This is a genomic window from Grimontia kaedaensis (assembly GCF_023746615.1).
Lineage (GTDB): Bacteria > Pseudomonadota > Gammaproteobacteria > Enterobacterales > Vibrionaceae > Enterovibrio > Enterovibrio kaedaensis.
The window spans coordinates 2,681,468-2,698,503 of sequence record NZ_CP082275.1 but is presented as its reverse complement, the minus strand read 5'-3'; the positions used below and the strand labels follow the sequence as shown (position 1 = coordinate 2,698,503).

The following is a 17,036-nucleotide window of genomic DNA, read 5'->3' as shown; positions in this document are numbered from 1 at the left end:
CAGGGGCGGTTTTTTTGTGCCTGTTGGCTTAGCTTCCCGGTATCAGGTCGGGGTCAAACTGAGGGCGCTTCGGGCACGTAGAAATAATCTTGCTCTTACCGTCCGGAAGCTCTTCTTCCAGAACGACTTCAAAACCCCATAAACGGTGAACGTGCTTGAGCACTTCTTCGTAGGAATCGTTCAGCGGGATGCGGTTATGTGGCACGTAACGCAAGGTCAGCGAGCGGTTGCCACGTAAATCTACATCGAACACCTGAATATTGGGTTCGTGGTTACTGAGGTTGTATTGCGCCGACAGCTTCTCACGGATCTGGCGGTAACCTTCCTCATTGTGGATGCTGGTCACTTCAATGAAGTTTTGTCTGTCATCGTCATTGATGGCAAAGAACTTCATGTCTCGCATCACTTTGGGTGACAGGAACTGGCTGATAAAGCTCTCGTCCTTAAAGTTCTGCATCGCGAAATGTAAGGTTTCCAACCAGTCACTGCCTGCGATTTCAGGGAACCAGTATTTGTCTTCATCAGTTGGGTCTTCACAGATACGGCGAATATCCTGAAACATTGCAAAACCAAGCGCATACGGATTGATACCATTGTAAAAACGGCTGTTATACGGAGGTTGTGCAACCACATTAGTGTGGCTGTGCAGGAACTCCATTATGAAACGGTCAGTCACCAGACCTTCATCATAAAGATGATTGAGAATGGTGTAGTGCCAGAACGTTGCCCAGCCCTCGTTCATCACCTGCGTTTGCTTTTGCGGGTAGAAATACTGGCTGACTTTTCTGACGATACGTATCACTTCACGCTGCCAAGACTCCAATAGTGGTGCGTGCTTCTCAAAGAAGTAGAGGATATTTTCCTGGGGCTCTGATGGAAACCGGTCTACGGTTTTTTCACGTACCTTTTCACTGGTTGGAATGGTGCGCCAAAGCGCATTCACTTGGCTTTGCAGATAATCCTCGCGAGACTTTTGGCGCGCAACTTCCTCCGCAATCGAAATCTTTTGCGGGCGCTTATAGCGATCTACACCATAGTTCATCAGCGCATGGCAGGAGTCGAGTAGCTTTTCGACTTCATCGACACCGTATTTTTCTTCACATTCGCTGATGTAGTTTTTGGCAAACAGCAGATAATCGATAATTGAGCCTGCGTCTGTCCAGGTTTGGAATAGGTAGTTACCTTTGAAAAACGAGTTGTGTCCGTAGCAAGCGTGCGCCATTACCAGAGCTTGCATAGTGATGGTATTTTCTTCCATCAAGTAGGCGATACAAGGGTCGGAGTTAATCACGATTTCATAGGCAAGACCCATGTGGCCATGCTTGTAACCGCGTTCAGTTTCGATGAATTTTTTGCCGAAAGACCAGTGGTTATAATTGATAGGCATACCTACGCTGGAGTAGGCGTCCATCATTTGTTCGGCAGTGATTATTTCAATTTGGTTCACATAGGTGTCGAGGCGATAGTGTGCTGCCACACGTTTGATTTCTGTGTGGTAGTTTTCTAGCAGCTCAAACGTCCAGTCAGGACCATCACTGAGCGTCTTCTTTTTCTTTTTTGCTGCGACTGCCATAGCGTCCTCCTTGGATCTCTATCCCGGAAAAAGAGGTGAGGGATTAGCTCACCTGTTTCTTAAACAACTCCCGGAAGACTGGGAAAATGTCGTCGGCAGAGCGAATGTTCTGCATGGCGAAGTTTTCGTAACTTTCTGCCACCGCTTCATACTCGCGCCACAGTGTTTGGTGGGCTCGACGGGTGATTTCAATGTAGGCGTAGTACCGTGAAACAGGCAGCAGCTGTCTTTCTAACAACTCGCGACAGCCCGGTGAATCATCCGCCCAGTTGTCACCATCTGATGCTTGTGCGGCATAAACATTCCACTCATTAGACGGATAGCGATCTTTCACGATGTCGTTCATCAGTCGAAGTGCACTGGACACTATGGTGCCGCCAGTTTCCTGTGAGTAGAAAAACTCATGCTCATCCACTTCTTTCGCCTGTGTGTGGTGGCGGATAAACACCACTTCCACGTTCTTGTAGGTTCGGGTGAGGAAGAGATAAAGCAGAATGTAGAAGCGCTTGGCGATGTCCTTTGTGGCTTGGTCCATCGAACCTGACACATCCATCAAGCAGAACATCACCGCCTGGCTGCTAGGCTGTGGACGCTTCTCGTAGTTTTTATATCGCAGGTCGAAGGTATCGATGAAAGGTACTGCAGCGATCTTCGCCTTCAGCTCATCAATTTCTTCCTGGATACGTTTCTCTTCGAGTGGCTGTCCAGGCTCAGTGCTTTTTAGCGCTTCAAGTTCTGCTTCCAGTTCACGAAGCTTTCGTCGTTTTCCTGCTGACATAGCAGTACGGCGTGCCAAAGAGTTCTGGAGCGAGCGCACAATCGCAATGTTGGCGGGAACACCGGTGGCTTTAAAACCAGAACGATGAGTTTTCCATTCAACCAGCTTGTTCATCTGGTTCTTCTGAAGGTTTGGCAGTTCCAGATCTTCGAACAGTAAGTCCAGATATTCGTCTTTCGAAATCTGGAATACAAAATCATCCTGACCTTCACCATCTGGACTTGCCTGACCCTCACCAGCACCGCCGCCTTGCCCACCGCCTGGTGGGCGCTCTATGCGGTCGCCGGGGATAAATTGGTCGTTGCCAGGGTGGACAGCATCACGCTGTCCGCCTTTGCCTTGTCGGAATACTGGCTCTCGAATGTCTCGGGAAGGGATAGTAACGCTTTCGCCACTATCCACATCAGTGATGGAACGTTTATTCACGGCATCAGCAATAGACTCTTTAATTTGTCGCTTGTGACGTCGCAGGAAACGCTGACGGTTCACCGTGCTTTTGTTTTTCCCGTTGAGCCTTCGATCAATAAAATGCGCCATAAGCCCCCCGTAATTTCAATACATCCCTAGACAGACTTACGAGGATTTACGCACACGCAAGTACCACTCAGACAGCAAGCGAACTTGTTTGCGGGTATATCCTTTTTCCATCATACGGGCGACAAAGTCGTCGTGTTTCTTCTGTTCTTCGGTCGACGTTTTCGCATTGAAGGAAATGACCGGCAGCAGCTCTTCGGTATTCGAGAACATTTTCTTCTCAATCACAGTGCGAAGTTTCTCGTAGCTGGTCCAAACCGGGTTCTTACCTTCATTGTTAGCGCGTGCACGAAGGACAAAGTTCACGATTTCATTACGGAAGTCTTTAGGATTACTAATACCTGCAGGCTTCTCGATTTTCTCCAGTTCACTGTTGAGCGCAGAGCGGTCGAACAGTTGGCCAGTATCTGGGTCGCGGTACTCCTGATCCTGAATCCAGAAGTCTGCATAGGTCACGTAACGGTCAAAGATATTCTGGCCATACTCGGAGTAAGACTCTAGGTAGGCAGTCTGAATTTCCTTGCCGATAAACTCGACGTACTTAGGAATCAGGTAGCCCTTCAGGTTTTCCAGGTACTTCTCCGCTATTTCCTGCGGGAACTGCTCACGCTCAATTTGCTGTTCAAGCACGTAGAACAGGTGAACAGGGTTTGCCGCCACTTCGGAATGGTCGAAGTTGAATACGCGGGAAAGGATCTTGAACGCGAAGCGGGTAGACAGACCATTCATGCCTTCGTCGACGCCTGCGTAGTCTCGGTATTCCTGATAAGACTTGGCTTTTGGATCCGTGTCTTTCAGTGTTTCACCGTCATAAACACGCATTTTCGAGAAGATGCTGGAATTTTCCGGCTCTTTCAGGCGGGAAAGCACACTGAAGCGGGCAAGAATGTCGAGCGTGCTAGGTGAACAAGGCGCATTCGACAGCTCACTGCCTTCTAACAGTTTGTCGTAGATTTTTATTTCTTCAGAGACACGCAGGCAGTAAGGCACTTTCACGATGTAAACACGGTCAAGGAATGCCTCGTTGTTTTTGTTGTTGCGGAAGGTCTGCCACTCAGACTCATTCGAGTGAGCTAGGATCATGCCATCAAACGGCAGGGCAGAGAGACCTTCAGTTCCGTTGTAGTTACCTTCCTGCGTCGCTGTCAGCAGCGGGTGAAGCACTTTGATAGGTGCTTTGAACATCTCAACGAATTCCATCAGACCCTGGTTAGCTTTACACAGCGCACCTGAGTAGCTGTATGCATCTGGGTCGTCTTGAGCGAAGTGCTCGAGTTGTCGGATATCGACTTTACCAACTAGTGACGAGATGTCTTGGTTGTTTTCATCACCTGGCTCTGTCTTCGCGACAGCAACCTGGTCCAGAATAGATGGACGGACTTTGACGACCTTAAACTTGGTAATGTCACCGCCGAATTCATGCAGACGTTTGGCAATCCAAGGTGACATGATGGTGCGAAGGTATCGTTGAGGTACGCCGTATTCACTTTCCAGCAAGGCGCCGTCTTCCGCAGCATCAAACAGACAGAAAGGATGATCGTTGGTTGGGCTGCGTTCGCCGTTTGCAGTCAGCACGTAAACTGGCACTTTCTGCATCAGACTTTTGAGTTTTTCAGCCAGTGAAGACTTACCACCGCCCACTGGGCCAAGTAAGTAGAGGATCTGTTTGCGCTCTTCCAAACCTTGAGCAGCATGCTTGAGGTAGGAAACGATTTGCTCGATGGCATCTTCCATGCCATAAAAATCTTCAAACGTTTTGTAGCGAGAGATCACGCGGTTTGAGAAAAGTCGGCTCAAGCGAGGATCAAGCGCGGTGTCGATCATTTCAGGTTCGCCTATGGCCATTAACAGCCTTTCAGCCGCGTTTGCGTATGCGCTGCGGTCCTCCCGGCAAAGGTCCAGAAACTCTTGAAGGCTCAGCTCTTCGTCTTTTGCTTCTTCGTAGCGCTGACGATAGTGGTCGAAAATACTCATGGTCCTGCCCCCTAAAATCGTGCTGTTATCAATTAGAAAGGATATCGGCGCAGTTGCTTTCATATCCTCACTCTTTTAAGACTAGTAGCAACTGATCAATTTGCTTGGTTGAATTGCTTGTTTTTTCAATATTTTTCCCTTTTGTGATAAGGCCTTGTATTCAGCCCATCACGATATGAATGTGTTAACATCTCTACTCTGCCGTATATACACAGGGAATTCTTCTATCGATCCCTTCCCAATAGAGGATTCTCACTAAAGAGACGCCTTTTTGTGGGTTTCTAACTTCCGTCACACTTAAGACTTCCCAAACAGCGCGTTTCGCCATGTTTGGCTTGGTATCATGACGGACTCTTTCAACTTGCATTGCACGTGCCAGAAAACGAAAAAGCCGGAACATTAAGGTTCCGGCTTTGATGAAATCACTGTTAGTTAAAGATTTATTTACAAATTACTTCCGTTGAAAGCGTATGTTTTTCACTCGGCTGCAGCGTCACGCTTCTGTCGTACACAGCGGATTCTGCACAAACCATGGTCAAAAATCCGTCGTTTTCCATATCAGCCATGCCTTCGGCCAGTGCTTGCCATGGGTTCCAGACTACCACACCATTGTTACCTGAGTTCTCTACAGCGATACGACGATGATTGGCTGCATCTTCGATGACGACAGTCTTAGCTGCCTGTGTGTAGATTCGGTCAACTTCGCTTTCGAACGTCGCGCTACCCGAGCTTGGCTTACGCTCACCTGCTTCAATGTACTCGTTGCCTAGCTCAGACACTGAGGTTTGATGGATATCACCAATGTTGAAGTAAGAGTGGAGCGCACCACCGATTTGCATTGCCCGCTCGCCGGTATTGGCTGAGATCAAACTGACTTTGAGTGTGTCACCGACTTCCACCAAAATTTCTGCATGGAATGAATGAGGCCAAATCGCGCGGGTTTCTGCGTTGTCTGACAACGTCAGGCTGATGATTACGCCTTGTTCGTTTTCTCGATGGTTGTTCAGTTTCCATTCGCTGGTTCGTGCAAACCCATGTGAAGGCTCTGCAGCTTTGCCAAACCAAGGCCAGCAGACAGGTACACCGCCACGAATGGCTTTGTTACCGGTAAAATCCGCCTTTTCGCTCATCCAGATGGTTTCTTTTTTGCCGGTTGGCGTGAAGCTGAGCACGTGACCGCCAAACAGTGAAACAGCGGCAGTGGCTTTTGGATGAATAACACGAACAACTTTAATACCGTCCAGTTCGCAGACGGTGACATAGTCAGAGAGAACAGCAAGGGTAGGGAGCTGCTTAACGTCCATGAAGGTGCCTTTTGAAAATTAGCTACAAAAATTCAGGTACAAAAAAGGCGGCCATCAGCCGCCTTTTTGTCACTCATGCCTTATCGGCAATCCGGAATGATTACTTAGAGATGTGAGCAATCAGGTCCAGAACTTTGTTTGAGTAACCGATTTCGTTGTCGTACCAAGATACAACTTTAACGAATTTGTCAGTCAGAGCAACACCAGCTTTCGCGTCGAATACTGAAGTTTGAACTTCACCGATGAAGTCTTGAGAAACAACTTCGTCTTCAGTGTAACCCAGAATGCCAGCCATCTCGCCTTCTGAAGCAGCTTTCATTGCCGCACAGATTTCTGCGTAAGAAGCAGCTTCTTTCAGGTTAACAGTCAGGTCAACAACAGAAACGTTTGCAGTTGGTACGCGGAAAGCCATACCAGTCAGTTTGCCGTTCAGTTCTGGAAGAACTACGCCAACTGCTTTAGCTGCACCAGTTGATGATGGGATGATGTTCTGAGAAGCACCACGACCGCCACGCCAGTCTTTCACGGAAGGACCGTCAACAGTTTTCTGAGTTGCAGTAGTCGCGTGAACAGTAGTCATCAGGCCAGACTCGATGCCCCACTTGTCGTTCAGTACTTTCGCGATTGGCGCAAGACAGTTAGTAGTACAAGAAGCGTTTGAAACGATGTCTTGACCTGCGTAAGTCTCTTGGTTAACACCCATAACGAACATTGGAGTTGCGTCTTTAGATGGACCAGTCAGAACAACTTTCTTCGCACCAGCAGTGATGTGCTGACGAGCAGTTTCGTCAGTCAGGAAGATACCAGTAGCTTCAGCAACAACGTCAACGCCTACTGCGTCCCACTGAAGTTCAGTTGGGTTACGCTCAGCTGTTACACGTACAGTCTTACCGTTAACAACCAGGTTACCGTCTACAACTTCAACAGTACCGTTGAAGCGACCATGAGTTGAATCGTACTTCAGCATGTACGCCATGTAGTCAACGTCGATCAGGTCGTTGATTGCTACAACTTCGATGTCGTTACGCTCAACAGATGCACGGAAAACGAAACGGCCGATACGGCCAAAACCGTTAATACCTACTTTGATAGTCATTATGTTGCTCCACAACTTAATATCTAGTGAAAGGAAATTGGTAGTAAAATTACAGAATCGGTACCACCCATGCAAGCAAAAAACCCATCTAAATTGCTTAAAGTCAAAAATTAGTACGGATTATTTTTACATCGCCCAAACAATATTTGAATGTGCTACAAAATATTTGAGATATTCCCGTAAAACACCCTAGCTTGATATTTGTACAACGCCATCTGTCATACTCTTTAAGGCGCATATCTGCTTCGCTAAACAAGTATGGTGACAATATGCTGTTCGGTAAGTGCGAAAACTGAGAATCGAAAACGAGTTTGCCTGCGCTGGGCGTAAGCCATTGTTGATGAGACAAAAGTCATCTAGCCACTGAAGCTGTGACCTGACAGGCGAAGCTTATTATCCGGGGTGGTACTTAGGGTGATAAGCAGGTAAAAATCTTTTGCCAATTTCCGGCTTGCCGGAAAGCGAAATTTCCCGCAAAAGAGGAAGTCATGACATCAGATAATAAGTGGAAAGCGTCTCTGTCTGAAGAGGCATATAAGGTCTGCCGTCTGGGGCATACGGAAGCGCCATATACTGGTGCTTTATTACACAATCATAAGAAAGGAACATATCACTGCGTCTGTTGTGATGCTCTTTTATTTGATTCGAGTACAAAATTTGATTCTGGCTGCGGCTGGCCAAGCTTTGATTTGGCCGTAGATGGTGCTGTTCGTTATCTTGAAGACCAAAGTCATGGGATGGTGAGAACAGAGATCCGTTGTGCAGCGTGCGATAGCCACCTAGGTCATGTGTTTGATGATGGGCCGACAGAAACAGGACAGCGCTACTGCGTGAATTCTGTGTCGATGACTTTTGCTGAGCAGAACGATGAAAGCAAAAGTTGAAATTCACTGGGTACCAGAAAACAAAAAGTGCGCTCTCGGCGCACTTTTCGGTTTTAAGAGGTGGCATTTATCAGGTCGGATCACCCAATGTTGCAAGCTGCAAAAGTAGCCCTTTTTCAAAATCACCATCTTCGATTTCAGACGCTATATCTTTTGCAATGTCAGCAATAGTTGCACGCCTTGAATCTGCCATTGGGTATAGCAGTTTAAGCTGTGCTTCTTTAGCGATTGGCAGCCCCAATTCTCCGCCTACCAGCGCCCACATGTAGGCATCATCAAGCTTTCCTATTGAATGATTGGCCGTTGCGAGAGATTTAACTACATCTGGAATTGCCTTTTCACGGGTTTCGCCAGCGCGGCCATCATAATATGAGAGGGCTTTCAATAGCAGTTTGATTGTGTGTTCTTTGTCTTTATCTACGTAGTAAGTGGCCAGCCCCAATTGTAGCTCTGGCGTGTCCAAATACTCGGTTTCTTCCAGTTTAAGGAACTGCTCCAGCGCTTCGTTGTCACCCTGTGTCCAGCGATAGTAGATGATGGAAGGCTGATAAGAAGACTTCAACTTCTGCTCAATGCTATCAATAGCGTCATAGGCATGGAACAACGCTTCTGTTCGCAGCGTCTTTTTCGATTTCAACGTTGTGGTTTCGATCTGTGCGGCAAGCTCCATACACTTGGCATACTTCTTTGTCAGCAACAATTCGTCGAATTTATTCAGGTCTGAATCTTTTTTGATGACGTCGTAGCGTTTCCAAATAAGGTCGGTGCGCTCATGACGGCATTGGCCATCACGGACGTTAAGCTTTTGACAGATCTGAGGATAATTTTCACAAAGCTGGGCAGTACTGCGGTTGCTCTCAAAGCAGCCCGCAAGCAAGAGTGGAGTCATGGCGGCAAACGCCAGCTTCATCGGATTATTCAATAAGCCTTTCTTCATCGTATTCGTGGCTCTTATCGTCTCTATTGATACACATATGACTTATAACATAAACACTACTTTTCAGTTTATGTTCATTTCACGACTTTTGCGTGAGTCCACAGAAGATAAAAAAGACCAGCACGTTGGCTGGCCCTTTAATAAAGTTTGCTGATATCAGACGATATCAGTACCAAGATAAGTGATGTTTTCAGCATCAGTCCAAATGGTCACTTGATCACCATCGCGGATATCAGTGAAAACATAAGCCTGTAAATCAGCAGCTTGTGTGGCTGTTAGTCCCATTTTTTCGAGCATTGCCGGTGTAATATCAGCATTTGACGTGCCAGCAGCTTCGTACTGCCACTGAACGCCAGTCAGATTCAGCGTGTCGTCGCCTTCACCAAGCCAAGCCACAAATCCTTGCCAATCGTCGCGTGTTGTGGTGTCTGACTGCGCGTCAATTTCGTGGATGTTGATGGTAACTGTCTGATCGCCAGCATCACCAATGGCAGCCTCAATACCCGCAATGATGTTACCAGTAACACCTGGCATTGTTTGGTAGGCCTCTCCGGTAAAATCGGCGTGCACTGAACCAGAGATTTTCAGAACATCAAAGCCGGTAGCCGCATCATAGATGTGCTTGTTAATTACTCTGTCACTGGGAAGTGTCAGTGTCTGGCCCTGGAAGTCATCAAGGTCAAAAATCAGTGTGTCTGTATTTGTTCCTCCATTTAGGAGATCTTCACCTTCCTGACCGTCGAGCAGGTTATCGAAACTGCCCCATCCGGCAAAAATGTAGTCATTACCTTTGCCGCCCAGCAGAGTATTACTGCCTATGTTGCCGTAAACCGTATCATCGCCATCTCCACCATCGAGATAGTCATTTCCGCCATTTCCGCGAAGGAAGTCGTTGCCATCTTCGCCATAGATGGTGTCGTTACCCGCGTTACCACGGAGATCGTCATCGTCTGCGGCACCATAGATTTCGTCGTCGCCAGAGCCGCCAAAGATCAGGTCTTCGCCATCGTCACCGTTAATGTAATCATCGCCTTGGTCGCCACGAATAGTGTCGTTACCGGCATCACCCCAGATTTCATCGTTTCCGCTTCCACCGCGTATGTAGTCATCGCCGTCCTGCCCGAAGACCAAGTCGTTGTCGCCGCCGGCGAGGATAGTGTCATCACCACGTCCGCCATAAAGGGTATCGTCACCTGAACCGCCTTCAAGCTTGTCAGTGCCGTTCTGACCTTGGAGGATGTCGTTACCGTTTCCGCCATGCAGGTGGTCGTCATCGTTGCCGCCCCAAAGCGTGTCGTTTCCATCACCACCTGAGATGATATCGTTTCCATCTGCGCCGACGAGAAAGTCATTACCGCCTTCGCCGTAGAGACGATCGTCACCTTCGTATCCGTAGAGGTTGTCATTGCCGTGCGTACTGGTGTCACTGTCGATCTCTTCAACAGCTATGGTGACGTCAGAAGATGAGATGTTAGTGTCAACATCATTGAGATCGAATGGGCGCCACTCAAAGCCAAATAACTCGGTTGAAGGCATGGTAAAGAAGACGAGTTTGGCACCGCCTGGCACATTGATGTCAACAGCCGACCCACGTTCAGCAAGACTAACGTAATCAACAATGATGTCGCGGCTGATCACTTCGCCTGAAGCGTCTAGGATCGCATACCCCAGGCTTTTCTCTTCAACAGTAGAGAAATTAAACTGTGACAAAGTGACTGTCACCAGCGTCTCTTCTTGTAGCGAGTAATAACCATCGGTATCAGGAGACAAGGCGGTGATTTCAGACTCTGAAGAATCACCGTACACCGCGTCGTTACCCTCATAGCCACGCAGTGTATCGTTTCCCAATAGACCATATATTTGGTCGTCGTCGGTGGTACCGACCAGATTGTTATTTGTGTTATCGCCAGAAATGGATGCCATAAGGCGTACCTTGATCGAAAAGTATTGTTCTAGAGACCACGGGTACAGCGTCGTGGAGTCAGTGTATTAAACGGGCGGGACAGATTTCACGACATGGTGTCTGGTTTTTTGTTCAATTGGTTTTAGTGAAACCAGTTTCTGTTGACCGAGCGCCGTCGCATAAAGTGGCAAAAGGTCAGGGATCTCTCAAGCCGTGAGGTGCGTATTCAGATTAAAATCAGTAGTATTGCGGGCGTAGCAGAATTGAAATAGGTACTAAAGTGCTACGAAAGATTGAGTCTTGGTATGAGAAAACACTGACTCCAAAACCTTTGTTGTGTTTTCTGTCAACTAGTCGTTGTACTTTAGCGGTTTGGTTTACTTTGAACCCTGAATATGAACTCTTAAATGGGTTGCATTTCTCACCGCAGCCCAGCGCTCTTTTGTGTTGGCTTTTGAGTGCATAAGAACAAAAAGGAATTACCATGGATATTGAGCAGTTACTGTCCACTATTACGCCAGAGGCTTTTGAGCGCTTGCTGTACGCTGTTGAAACAGGGAAGTGGCCTGAGGGTACACCTTTGACGCCTGAGCAGCGCGACAATGCCATGCAGGTGGTGATGCTTTATCAATCCCGCCACAACACTGACCCACAGCACATGTCAGTTGCCGCTGGCGGTGATATCACGATGAAGTCGAAAGCACAGCTCAAAAGAGAGTTTGCACCGGACCAAGACACCATCGTTCAAACCAAGTTGAACGACGAGTAGTGGAAGACTTTAATCAGCGTTATCAGTTAGGCCAGCATGATTACTGGCCTTACTAATTTTTAGGCTCAATGCGATAGCTCACCGCGCAAATTTTGTTGTAGTTGGGTGCGAATGGCATCCATTGGCAAGTCCTGACTCAGAAGAAAGTGCAGTTTCGCCAGTGCTGCTTCCGGAGTCATGTCATACCCACTAAGAACGCCTGCTTCTGCCAGCGCACAACCTGTAGCGTAACCGCCCATATTGACTTTACCTGCCAGACACTGGGTCAGATTCAACACCACGACGCCGCGATCAGTCGCTTCGCGAAGCAGGCCTAGCAGCTCTTGATTCTGAGGTGCGTTGCCCACACCAAAGGTCAGCAGGATCATCGCATTAACTGGTTGTTTCAGCGCATTGCGGATCACTTCCGGCGAAATCCCCGGATACATCATGATAATGGCAACAGGCTGTTCGGTAATCGTGTGAACTTTGAAAGCACCTTCCGGCTTCTTATCGATTTCTGCACCGTGGAGCTGGATGTTAATACCCGCTTCCAACAGAGGCGGCAGATTTGGCGACGTAAAAGCATTGAAACCATCTGCATGGGATTTGGTACTACGGTTACCGCGAAGAAGCTGGTTGTTGAAGAACAAGGTCACTTCATTGATAGGGTAATTCGCAGCGATATGCAGTGCGTTCAACAGATTCGCCTGACCGTCAGAGCGAAGCTCCGCCAGCGGGATTTGTGATCCTGTCACTATGACGGGTTTATCCAGGTTCTCCAGCATAAAAGAGAGCGCGGAAGCGGTGTAAGCCATGGTGTCTGTACCATGGAGAATCACAAAGCCATCGTATTTTTCATAGTTATCACGAATGTCGTCCGCAATGCGCTGCCACTCCGCAGGGGTCATGTCGGCAGAATCGATCAGTGGGCTGTATTCGTGAATGGTGAATTCTGGCATCTCTGGGCGATGGAATTCCGGCATTTGTTGGAGTTGTTGTTGCATAAAACCAGACACAGGAATGTAGCCCTGCTCTGATTTCAGCATGCCGATTGTGCCGCCAGTGTAGGCGATATAAATGTGTTTTCTTTCCATCTTCACAACTTAAATGTAGCCGAGGTAGTGCGCGCATTATACGGAGTGGATGCACGAAAAAAACCCCCGGATTTCGCCGGGGGTTGTTGAGAGGTCTCAGTTTTCGTAATAACTGCAATTTGGGCAGAGCGCATATTGCCCGTTTGGATCATTGAAGTTATTCAGGTTGTTTATCTCGGTAACGGCATGGTTAGCAAACTGTTGAACTGCGTCTGGCAATTTTACTGTTTCCGTCAGGCCCAGTGTCACCATTGCCTGGTTCATGAACTCGTAGATGAACTGCTGCGCTGGCGTCAAAGGCTCTTCCATCCAGTTCAGTGAGTAATCCGTCACCTGTGCCAGTTCGGCCGCTGCTACAATCGCATCATCAAAGTCGCCCATTTGGTCAACCAAGCCACGTTTCATCGCGTCGTAACCCGTCCATACACGGCCTTGCGCGATTTGGTCAACGTCTTCCAGAGAAAGGTTACGTTGGCTCGCTACCAAGCCAATAAAGCGCTGGTAACCGTTCTCGATGCCAAGCTGCATGATATTGCTGATTTCTTCCGGTAACGCACGGGTCACGCCTACACCGGCGAACGGCGTGGTACCAATACCGTCGTTATAAACGCCGTATTTCGCCAGCACGTCTTCGAAGGTGGTCAAAATGCCAAAGATACCGATAGAACCTGTGATGGTTGTTGGCTGCGCCAGAATGCGGTCCGCGCTTGAGGATATCCAATAACCACCAGATGCTGCCACGCTAGACATAGATACAACGACAGGCTTGCCTGCCTGCTTGAGAGCATCCACTTCATTGCGGATCACTTCTGATGCAAAGGCGCTGCCGCCAGGGCTGTCTACACGCAAAACCACCGCTTTAATTGCATCGTTCAGGCGTGCATCACGAAGAAGTGCAGCTGTGGTATCACCACCGATAGTGCCTTCAGATTCAAAGCCATCCACGATGGCACCGCTTGCGACAACAACGGCGATTTGATCTGCCTTAGGTAATTCAAAGTTCAGCGGCGCGTAATCATAGAAGCTCACATAGTTGAAGCTGTCTTCCCCATCGCTGCCAAACACTTCTGCCAAATGGGTACGGATTTGCTGACGGGTCATCAGCTCATCAACCAAGCCCATGTTGTAAGCCAATTTCGCGAAATCACCATTTGCTGCCTTGAGGTTAGCAATTAGGGTGTCAGCATCCGGTGAAAGTGTTGAAACCTCAATGTTGCGGTTGGTAGCAATGTCATCGACAAAAGCGCCCCAAAGCTGATTCAGCCAAACAGAGTTTGCTTCGCGCGCTTCCTCAGACATGCCCGCACGGGTGTAAGGTTCTACGAATGATTTGTAAGTCCCGACGCGGAAAACGTGCGTGGTGATATCGAGGTTTTCCAACAGGTCTTTGAAGTAGAGGTTATAAGTGCCGTAGCCACGCAACAGTACTGCGCCGTCCGGTGCCATAAAAATGTCATCGGCATAGCTGGCGAGGTAATACTGGCTTTGATTGTAGTGTCCGCCAATGGCAACCACAGGCTTGCCAGTCGCTTTGAACTCATTAATCGCTTTGGCGATGTAACGGAGCTTGGTCAGACTGGTTTCTGACATATCAGAAAGGCTTAGCACCATGCCATTGATTTTGTCGTCTTTCGCACCAGCTCGGATTTGCTCAACGATATCGTAAAGCACATTTTCAAACTGCATTTGTTGACCGAAAAGATTGCGTGTCGCGAAATCATAGGGGTCGACGCGGCGCTGTTTTTCAACGATTGGCCCAGAAATATCAACCAGAAGTGCTCGTTCTGGTTGCTCAACCGGTTTGGTTGGAGCGTCATGCTCCATAGTGAAGAGGAAGTAAATCCCAACCAACATGGCGATAAACAGAATATTCAGAATCAACTGACGGGCAAAACTGAGTGCTTTCCAACACCACTTCAGCAGTGTGCCGATAAATTTAAAAAGCGTTTTCATTTGGTTATCCAGCTTCTTTTATTGCTGTTAATCGTAACGAATCCTACCCGATTAGAATAGAGGTGATTAATGTTGTAAAAATGTAAACAAACGTTTGAAACTTTTGTTTGAGTGGCTTATCTTGGTCTGACCAGAACTAATAATAACCATGGAAGCGCATCATGAATTCGCCTTACCCACACCTACTCGCGCCGTTGGATCTTGGCTTTACGCAGTTGAAAAACCGCGTACTCATGGGATCTATGCATACTGGATTGGAAGAATCGAATGACGGGTTTAAGAAGCTCGCCGCCTTCTACGCCGAAAGGGCAAAAGGTGGTGTTGGCCTGATTGTAACAGGTGGCTTCTCCCCGAACTTCCGTGGTCGACTTCACCCATTGAGTGCCCAATTCAGCAGCGGTCGAGCAGCCCGCGCGCATCGTACAATCACTGATGCAGTACACGAAAACGGCGGTAAAATTGCTCTCCAGCTTCTGCATGCTGGCCGTTACGCGATGCATCCTTTCGCACTGAGTGCGTCTGATATGCGATCGCCTATCTCTAAATTCGCGCCCTCTGCCATGAGTGAACGCCAAATCCTGAACACTATCAAAGACTTTGGAAAGAGTGCGGAACTTGCCCGTGAAGCGGGTTATGACGGCGTCGAAATCATGGGTTCAGAAGGGTACCTGATTAATCAATTCATCTGTGCGCGTTCCAATACCCGTTATGACAGCTGGGGTGGCAGCTACGAGAACCGTATCCGTTTGGCTGTGGAGGTGGTGAAAGCAGTACGCGAACGTGCAGGCCGCGACTTTATTATCATTTTCCGTCTGTCGATGCTTGATCTGGTCGAGCAGGGCAGTACGCATGATGAAGTGGTAGAACTTGCCAAGGCGCTGGAAAAAGCGGGTGTGACCATCATTAACACCGGTATTGGTTGGCACGAGGCCCGAGTGCCGACCATTGCGACTCAGGTGCCTCGCGCTGCGTTTGCATGGGTGACAGAACGCCTCAAAGGTGAGGTAAATGTTCCACTGGTTACTTGCAACCGCATCAACACGCCGGAAGTGGCCGAAAATATCCTTGCTTCCGGTCAAGCAGATATGGTTTCCATGGCGCGTCCATTTCTGGCCGATGCCGAATTTGTGGCGAAAGCTGAGCAAGATCGCTCAGACGATATCAACACCTGTATTGCATGTAATCAGGCTTGTCTTGACCATGTCTTCAAAGGGAAACGTGCAAGCTGTTTGGTGAACCCGCAGGCGTGTTACGAAACTGAGCTGGTGGTGACTCCTGCTACCAACAAACGCCGCGTTGCGGTTATCGGTGGTGGTATGGCAGGCATGTCTTTCGCGACGACAGCCGCTGAGCGTGGTTTTGAGGTGGTGTTGTTTGAGAAGCGCGATACCCTCGGCGGCCAATTCAATTTGGCAATGCAAATTCCCGGTAAGGAAGAATTCAAAGAATCTATCCGTTACTTCACCCGAAAAGTAGAGCAATCAGGTATTGAAGTGCGTTTAAATACCGAAGTTGATGCAGAACTTCTGAAAGGCTTCGATGAAGTTGTGGTGGCGACTGGCGTTAAACCTCGTACTCCTGCCATTTCGGGTATCGATCATCCAAAAGCCATTGATTACCAGACCTTCATCCGTGAGCAACCTGAACTGGGTGGACGTGTTGCCATTATCGGAGCCGGTGGTATAGGTATTGATGTTGCTACCATGATTACTGAGCCAGAAAATCACACGCTGGATGATTGGTTAAAAGACTGGGGCATCGACAAAACTATCTCTTATGAAGGTGGTCTACACCCACAACCTCATTATGTCGCGCAGCGTCAGGTTTGGTTGTTGCAACGCAGAGCAGGGCGTGTTGGTAAAGGCCCTGGCAAAACAACTGGCTGGATCCACAAGAAGACGCTTGAAAAACGCGGCGTGGAATTGCTAGGTGGGGTGGCATACGAAAAGATTGACGATGCTGGTCTGCACATCACGCTTGAAGGTCAGCACCATATTCTGCCAGCGGATCATGTGATTGTTTGTGCCGGGCAGGAATCGGTCAACGGATTGGTTTCAACTCTCGAAGAGCAAGGCATCAAAGCTCATGTGATTGGCGGTGCGGAACATGCTGGAGAACTGGATGCCAAGCGTGCGATTCGTCAGGGCGTTAAGCTGGCTATTTCACTCTAGGCAGTTACTCTGCTCTATCCTATGAAAAACCACAAAACCCGAGTGGAGTCGACCCTCGGGTTTTGTGTTATTTTGAGGAAGTGA

13 protein-coding genes are annotated in these 17,036 nt (G+C 48.4%); 3 read left to right on the top strand and 10 right to left on the bottom strand.

Annotated features, from left to right (window positions below; genetic code table 11):
• Positions 1–28: 28 nt before the first annotated feature.
• The 6 genes from K6Q96_RS12215 to gap form a co-directional block, all read right to left on the bottom strand.
• Complete coding sequence (locus K6Q96_RS12215; RefSeq protein WP_251876064.1) at positions 29–1,573, bottom strand: SpoVR family protein; 1,545 nt, start codon at positions 1,571–1,573, stop codon at positions 29–31.
• A gap of 43 nt (positions 1,574–1,616) precedes the next feature.
• The gene (locus K6Q96_RS12210; protein WP_251876062.1) at positions 1,617–2,888 is read right to left on the bottom strand and encodes a YeaH/YhbH family protein; all 1,272 of its coding nucleotides are present in this window, start codon (positions 2,886–2,888) and stop codon (positions 1,617–1,619) included.
• A 36-nt stretch (positions 2,889–2,924) separates the two neighbouring features.
• Complete coding sequence (locus tag K6Q96_RS12205) at positions 2,925–4,859, bottom strand: PrkA family serine protein kinase (protein WP_251876060.1); 1,935 nt, start codon at positions 4,857–4,859, stop codon at positions 2,925–2,927.
• A gap of 193 nt (positions 4,860–5,052) precedes the next feature.
• Positions 5,053–5,259, bottom strand: a complete 207-nt coding sequence (locus K6Q96_RS12200; RefSeq protein WP_251876058.1) for a hypothetical protein — start codon at positions 5,257–5,259, stop codon at positions 5,053–5,055.
• Between the two features lie 40 nt (positions 5,260–5,299).
• Positions 5,300–6,163 (bottom strand): D-hexose-6-phosphate mutarotase, encoded by an 864-nt coding sequence (locus tag K6Q96_RS12195; protein WP_251876056.1) that lies wholly within the window; start codon positions 6,161–6,163, stop codon positions 5,300–5,302.
• Positions 6,164–6,263: 100 nt separating this feature from the next.
• Complete coding sequence (gene gap, locus K6Q96_RS12190; protein WP_251876054.1) at positions 6,264–7,259, bottom strand: type I glyceraldehyde-3-phosphate dehydrogenase; 996 nt, start codon at positions 7,257–7,259, stop codon at positions 6,264–6,266.
• Positions 7,260–7,747: 488 nt separating this feature from the next.
• On the opposite strand from gap, the gene msrB reads away from it, so the two are divergent.
• Positions 7,748–8,143: a peptide-methionine (R)-S-oxide reductase MsrB gene (gene msrB / locus K6Q96_RS12185; protein WP_251876052.1), complete on the top strand. Its 396-nt coding sequence runs from the start codon at positions 7,748–7,750 to the stop codon at positions 8,141–8,143.
• A 70-nt stretch (positions 8,144–8,213) separates the two neighbouring features.
• Here the strand turns inward: msrB and K6Q96_RS12180 are convergent, their stop codons facing one another.
• Complete coding sequence (locus K6Q96_RS12180) at positions 8,214–9,080, bottom strand: DUF2989 domain-containing protein (protein ID WP_251876050.1); 867 nt, start codon at positions 9,078–9,080, stop codon at positions 8,214–8,216.
• Between the two features lie 156 nt (positions 9,081–9,236).
• Entirely contained in the window at positions 9,237–11,003 is a 1,767-nt protein-coding gene (locus K6Q96_RS12175; protein WP_251876048.1) for a calcium-binding protein, read from the bottom strand.
• Between the two features lie 464 nt (positions 11,004–11,467).
• On the opposite strand from K6Q96_RS12175, the gene K6Q96_RS12170 reads away from it, so the two are divergent.
• Positions 11,468–11,752 (top strand): YeaC family protein, encoded by a 285-nt coding sequence (locus K6Q96_RS12170; protein WP_251876046.1) that lies wholly within the window; start codon positions 11,468–11,470, stop codon positions 11,750–11,752.
• Positions 11,753–11,817: 65 nt separating this feature from the next.
• Here K6Q96_RS12170 and ansA read toward each other — a convergent pair whose 3' ends face one another.
• Positions 11,818–12,828, bottom strand: coding sequence for an asparaginase (ansA, locus tag K6Q96_RS12165; protein ID WP_251876044.1), 1,011 nt, complete (start codon positions 12,826–12,828; stop codon positions 11,818–11,820).
• Between the two features lie 96 nt (positions 12,829–12,924).
• Entirely contained in the window at positions 12,925–14,781 is a 1,857-nt protein-coding gene (gene sppA, locus K6Q96_RS12160) for a signal peptide peptidase SppA (RefSeq protein ID WP_251876042.1), read from the bottom strand.
• A 161-nt stretch (positions 14,782–14,942) separates the two neighbouring features.
• On the opposite strand from sppA, the gene K6Q96_RS12155 reads away from it, so the two are divergent.
• Positions 14,943–16,952, top strand: a complete 2,010-nt coding sequence (locus K6Q96_RS12155; RefSeq protein WP_251876040.1) for an NADPH-dependent 2,4-dienoyl-CoA reductase — start codon at positions 14,943–14,945, stop codon at positions 16,950–16,952.
• Positions 16,953–17,036: the final 84 nt, after the last annotated feature.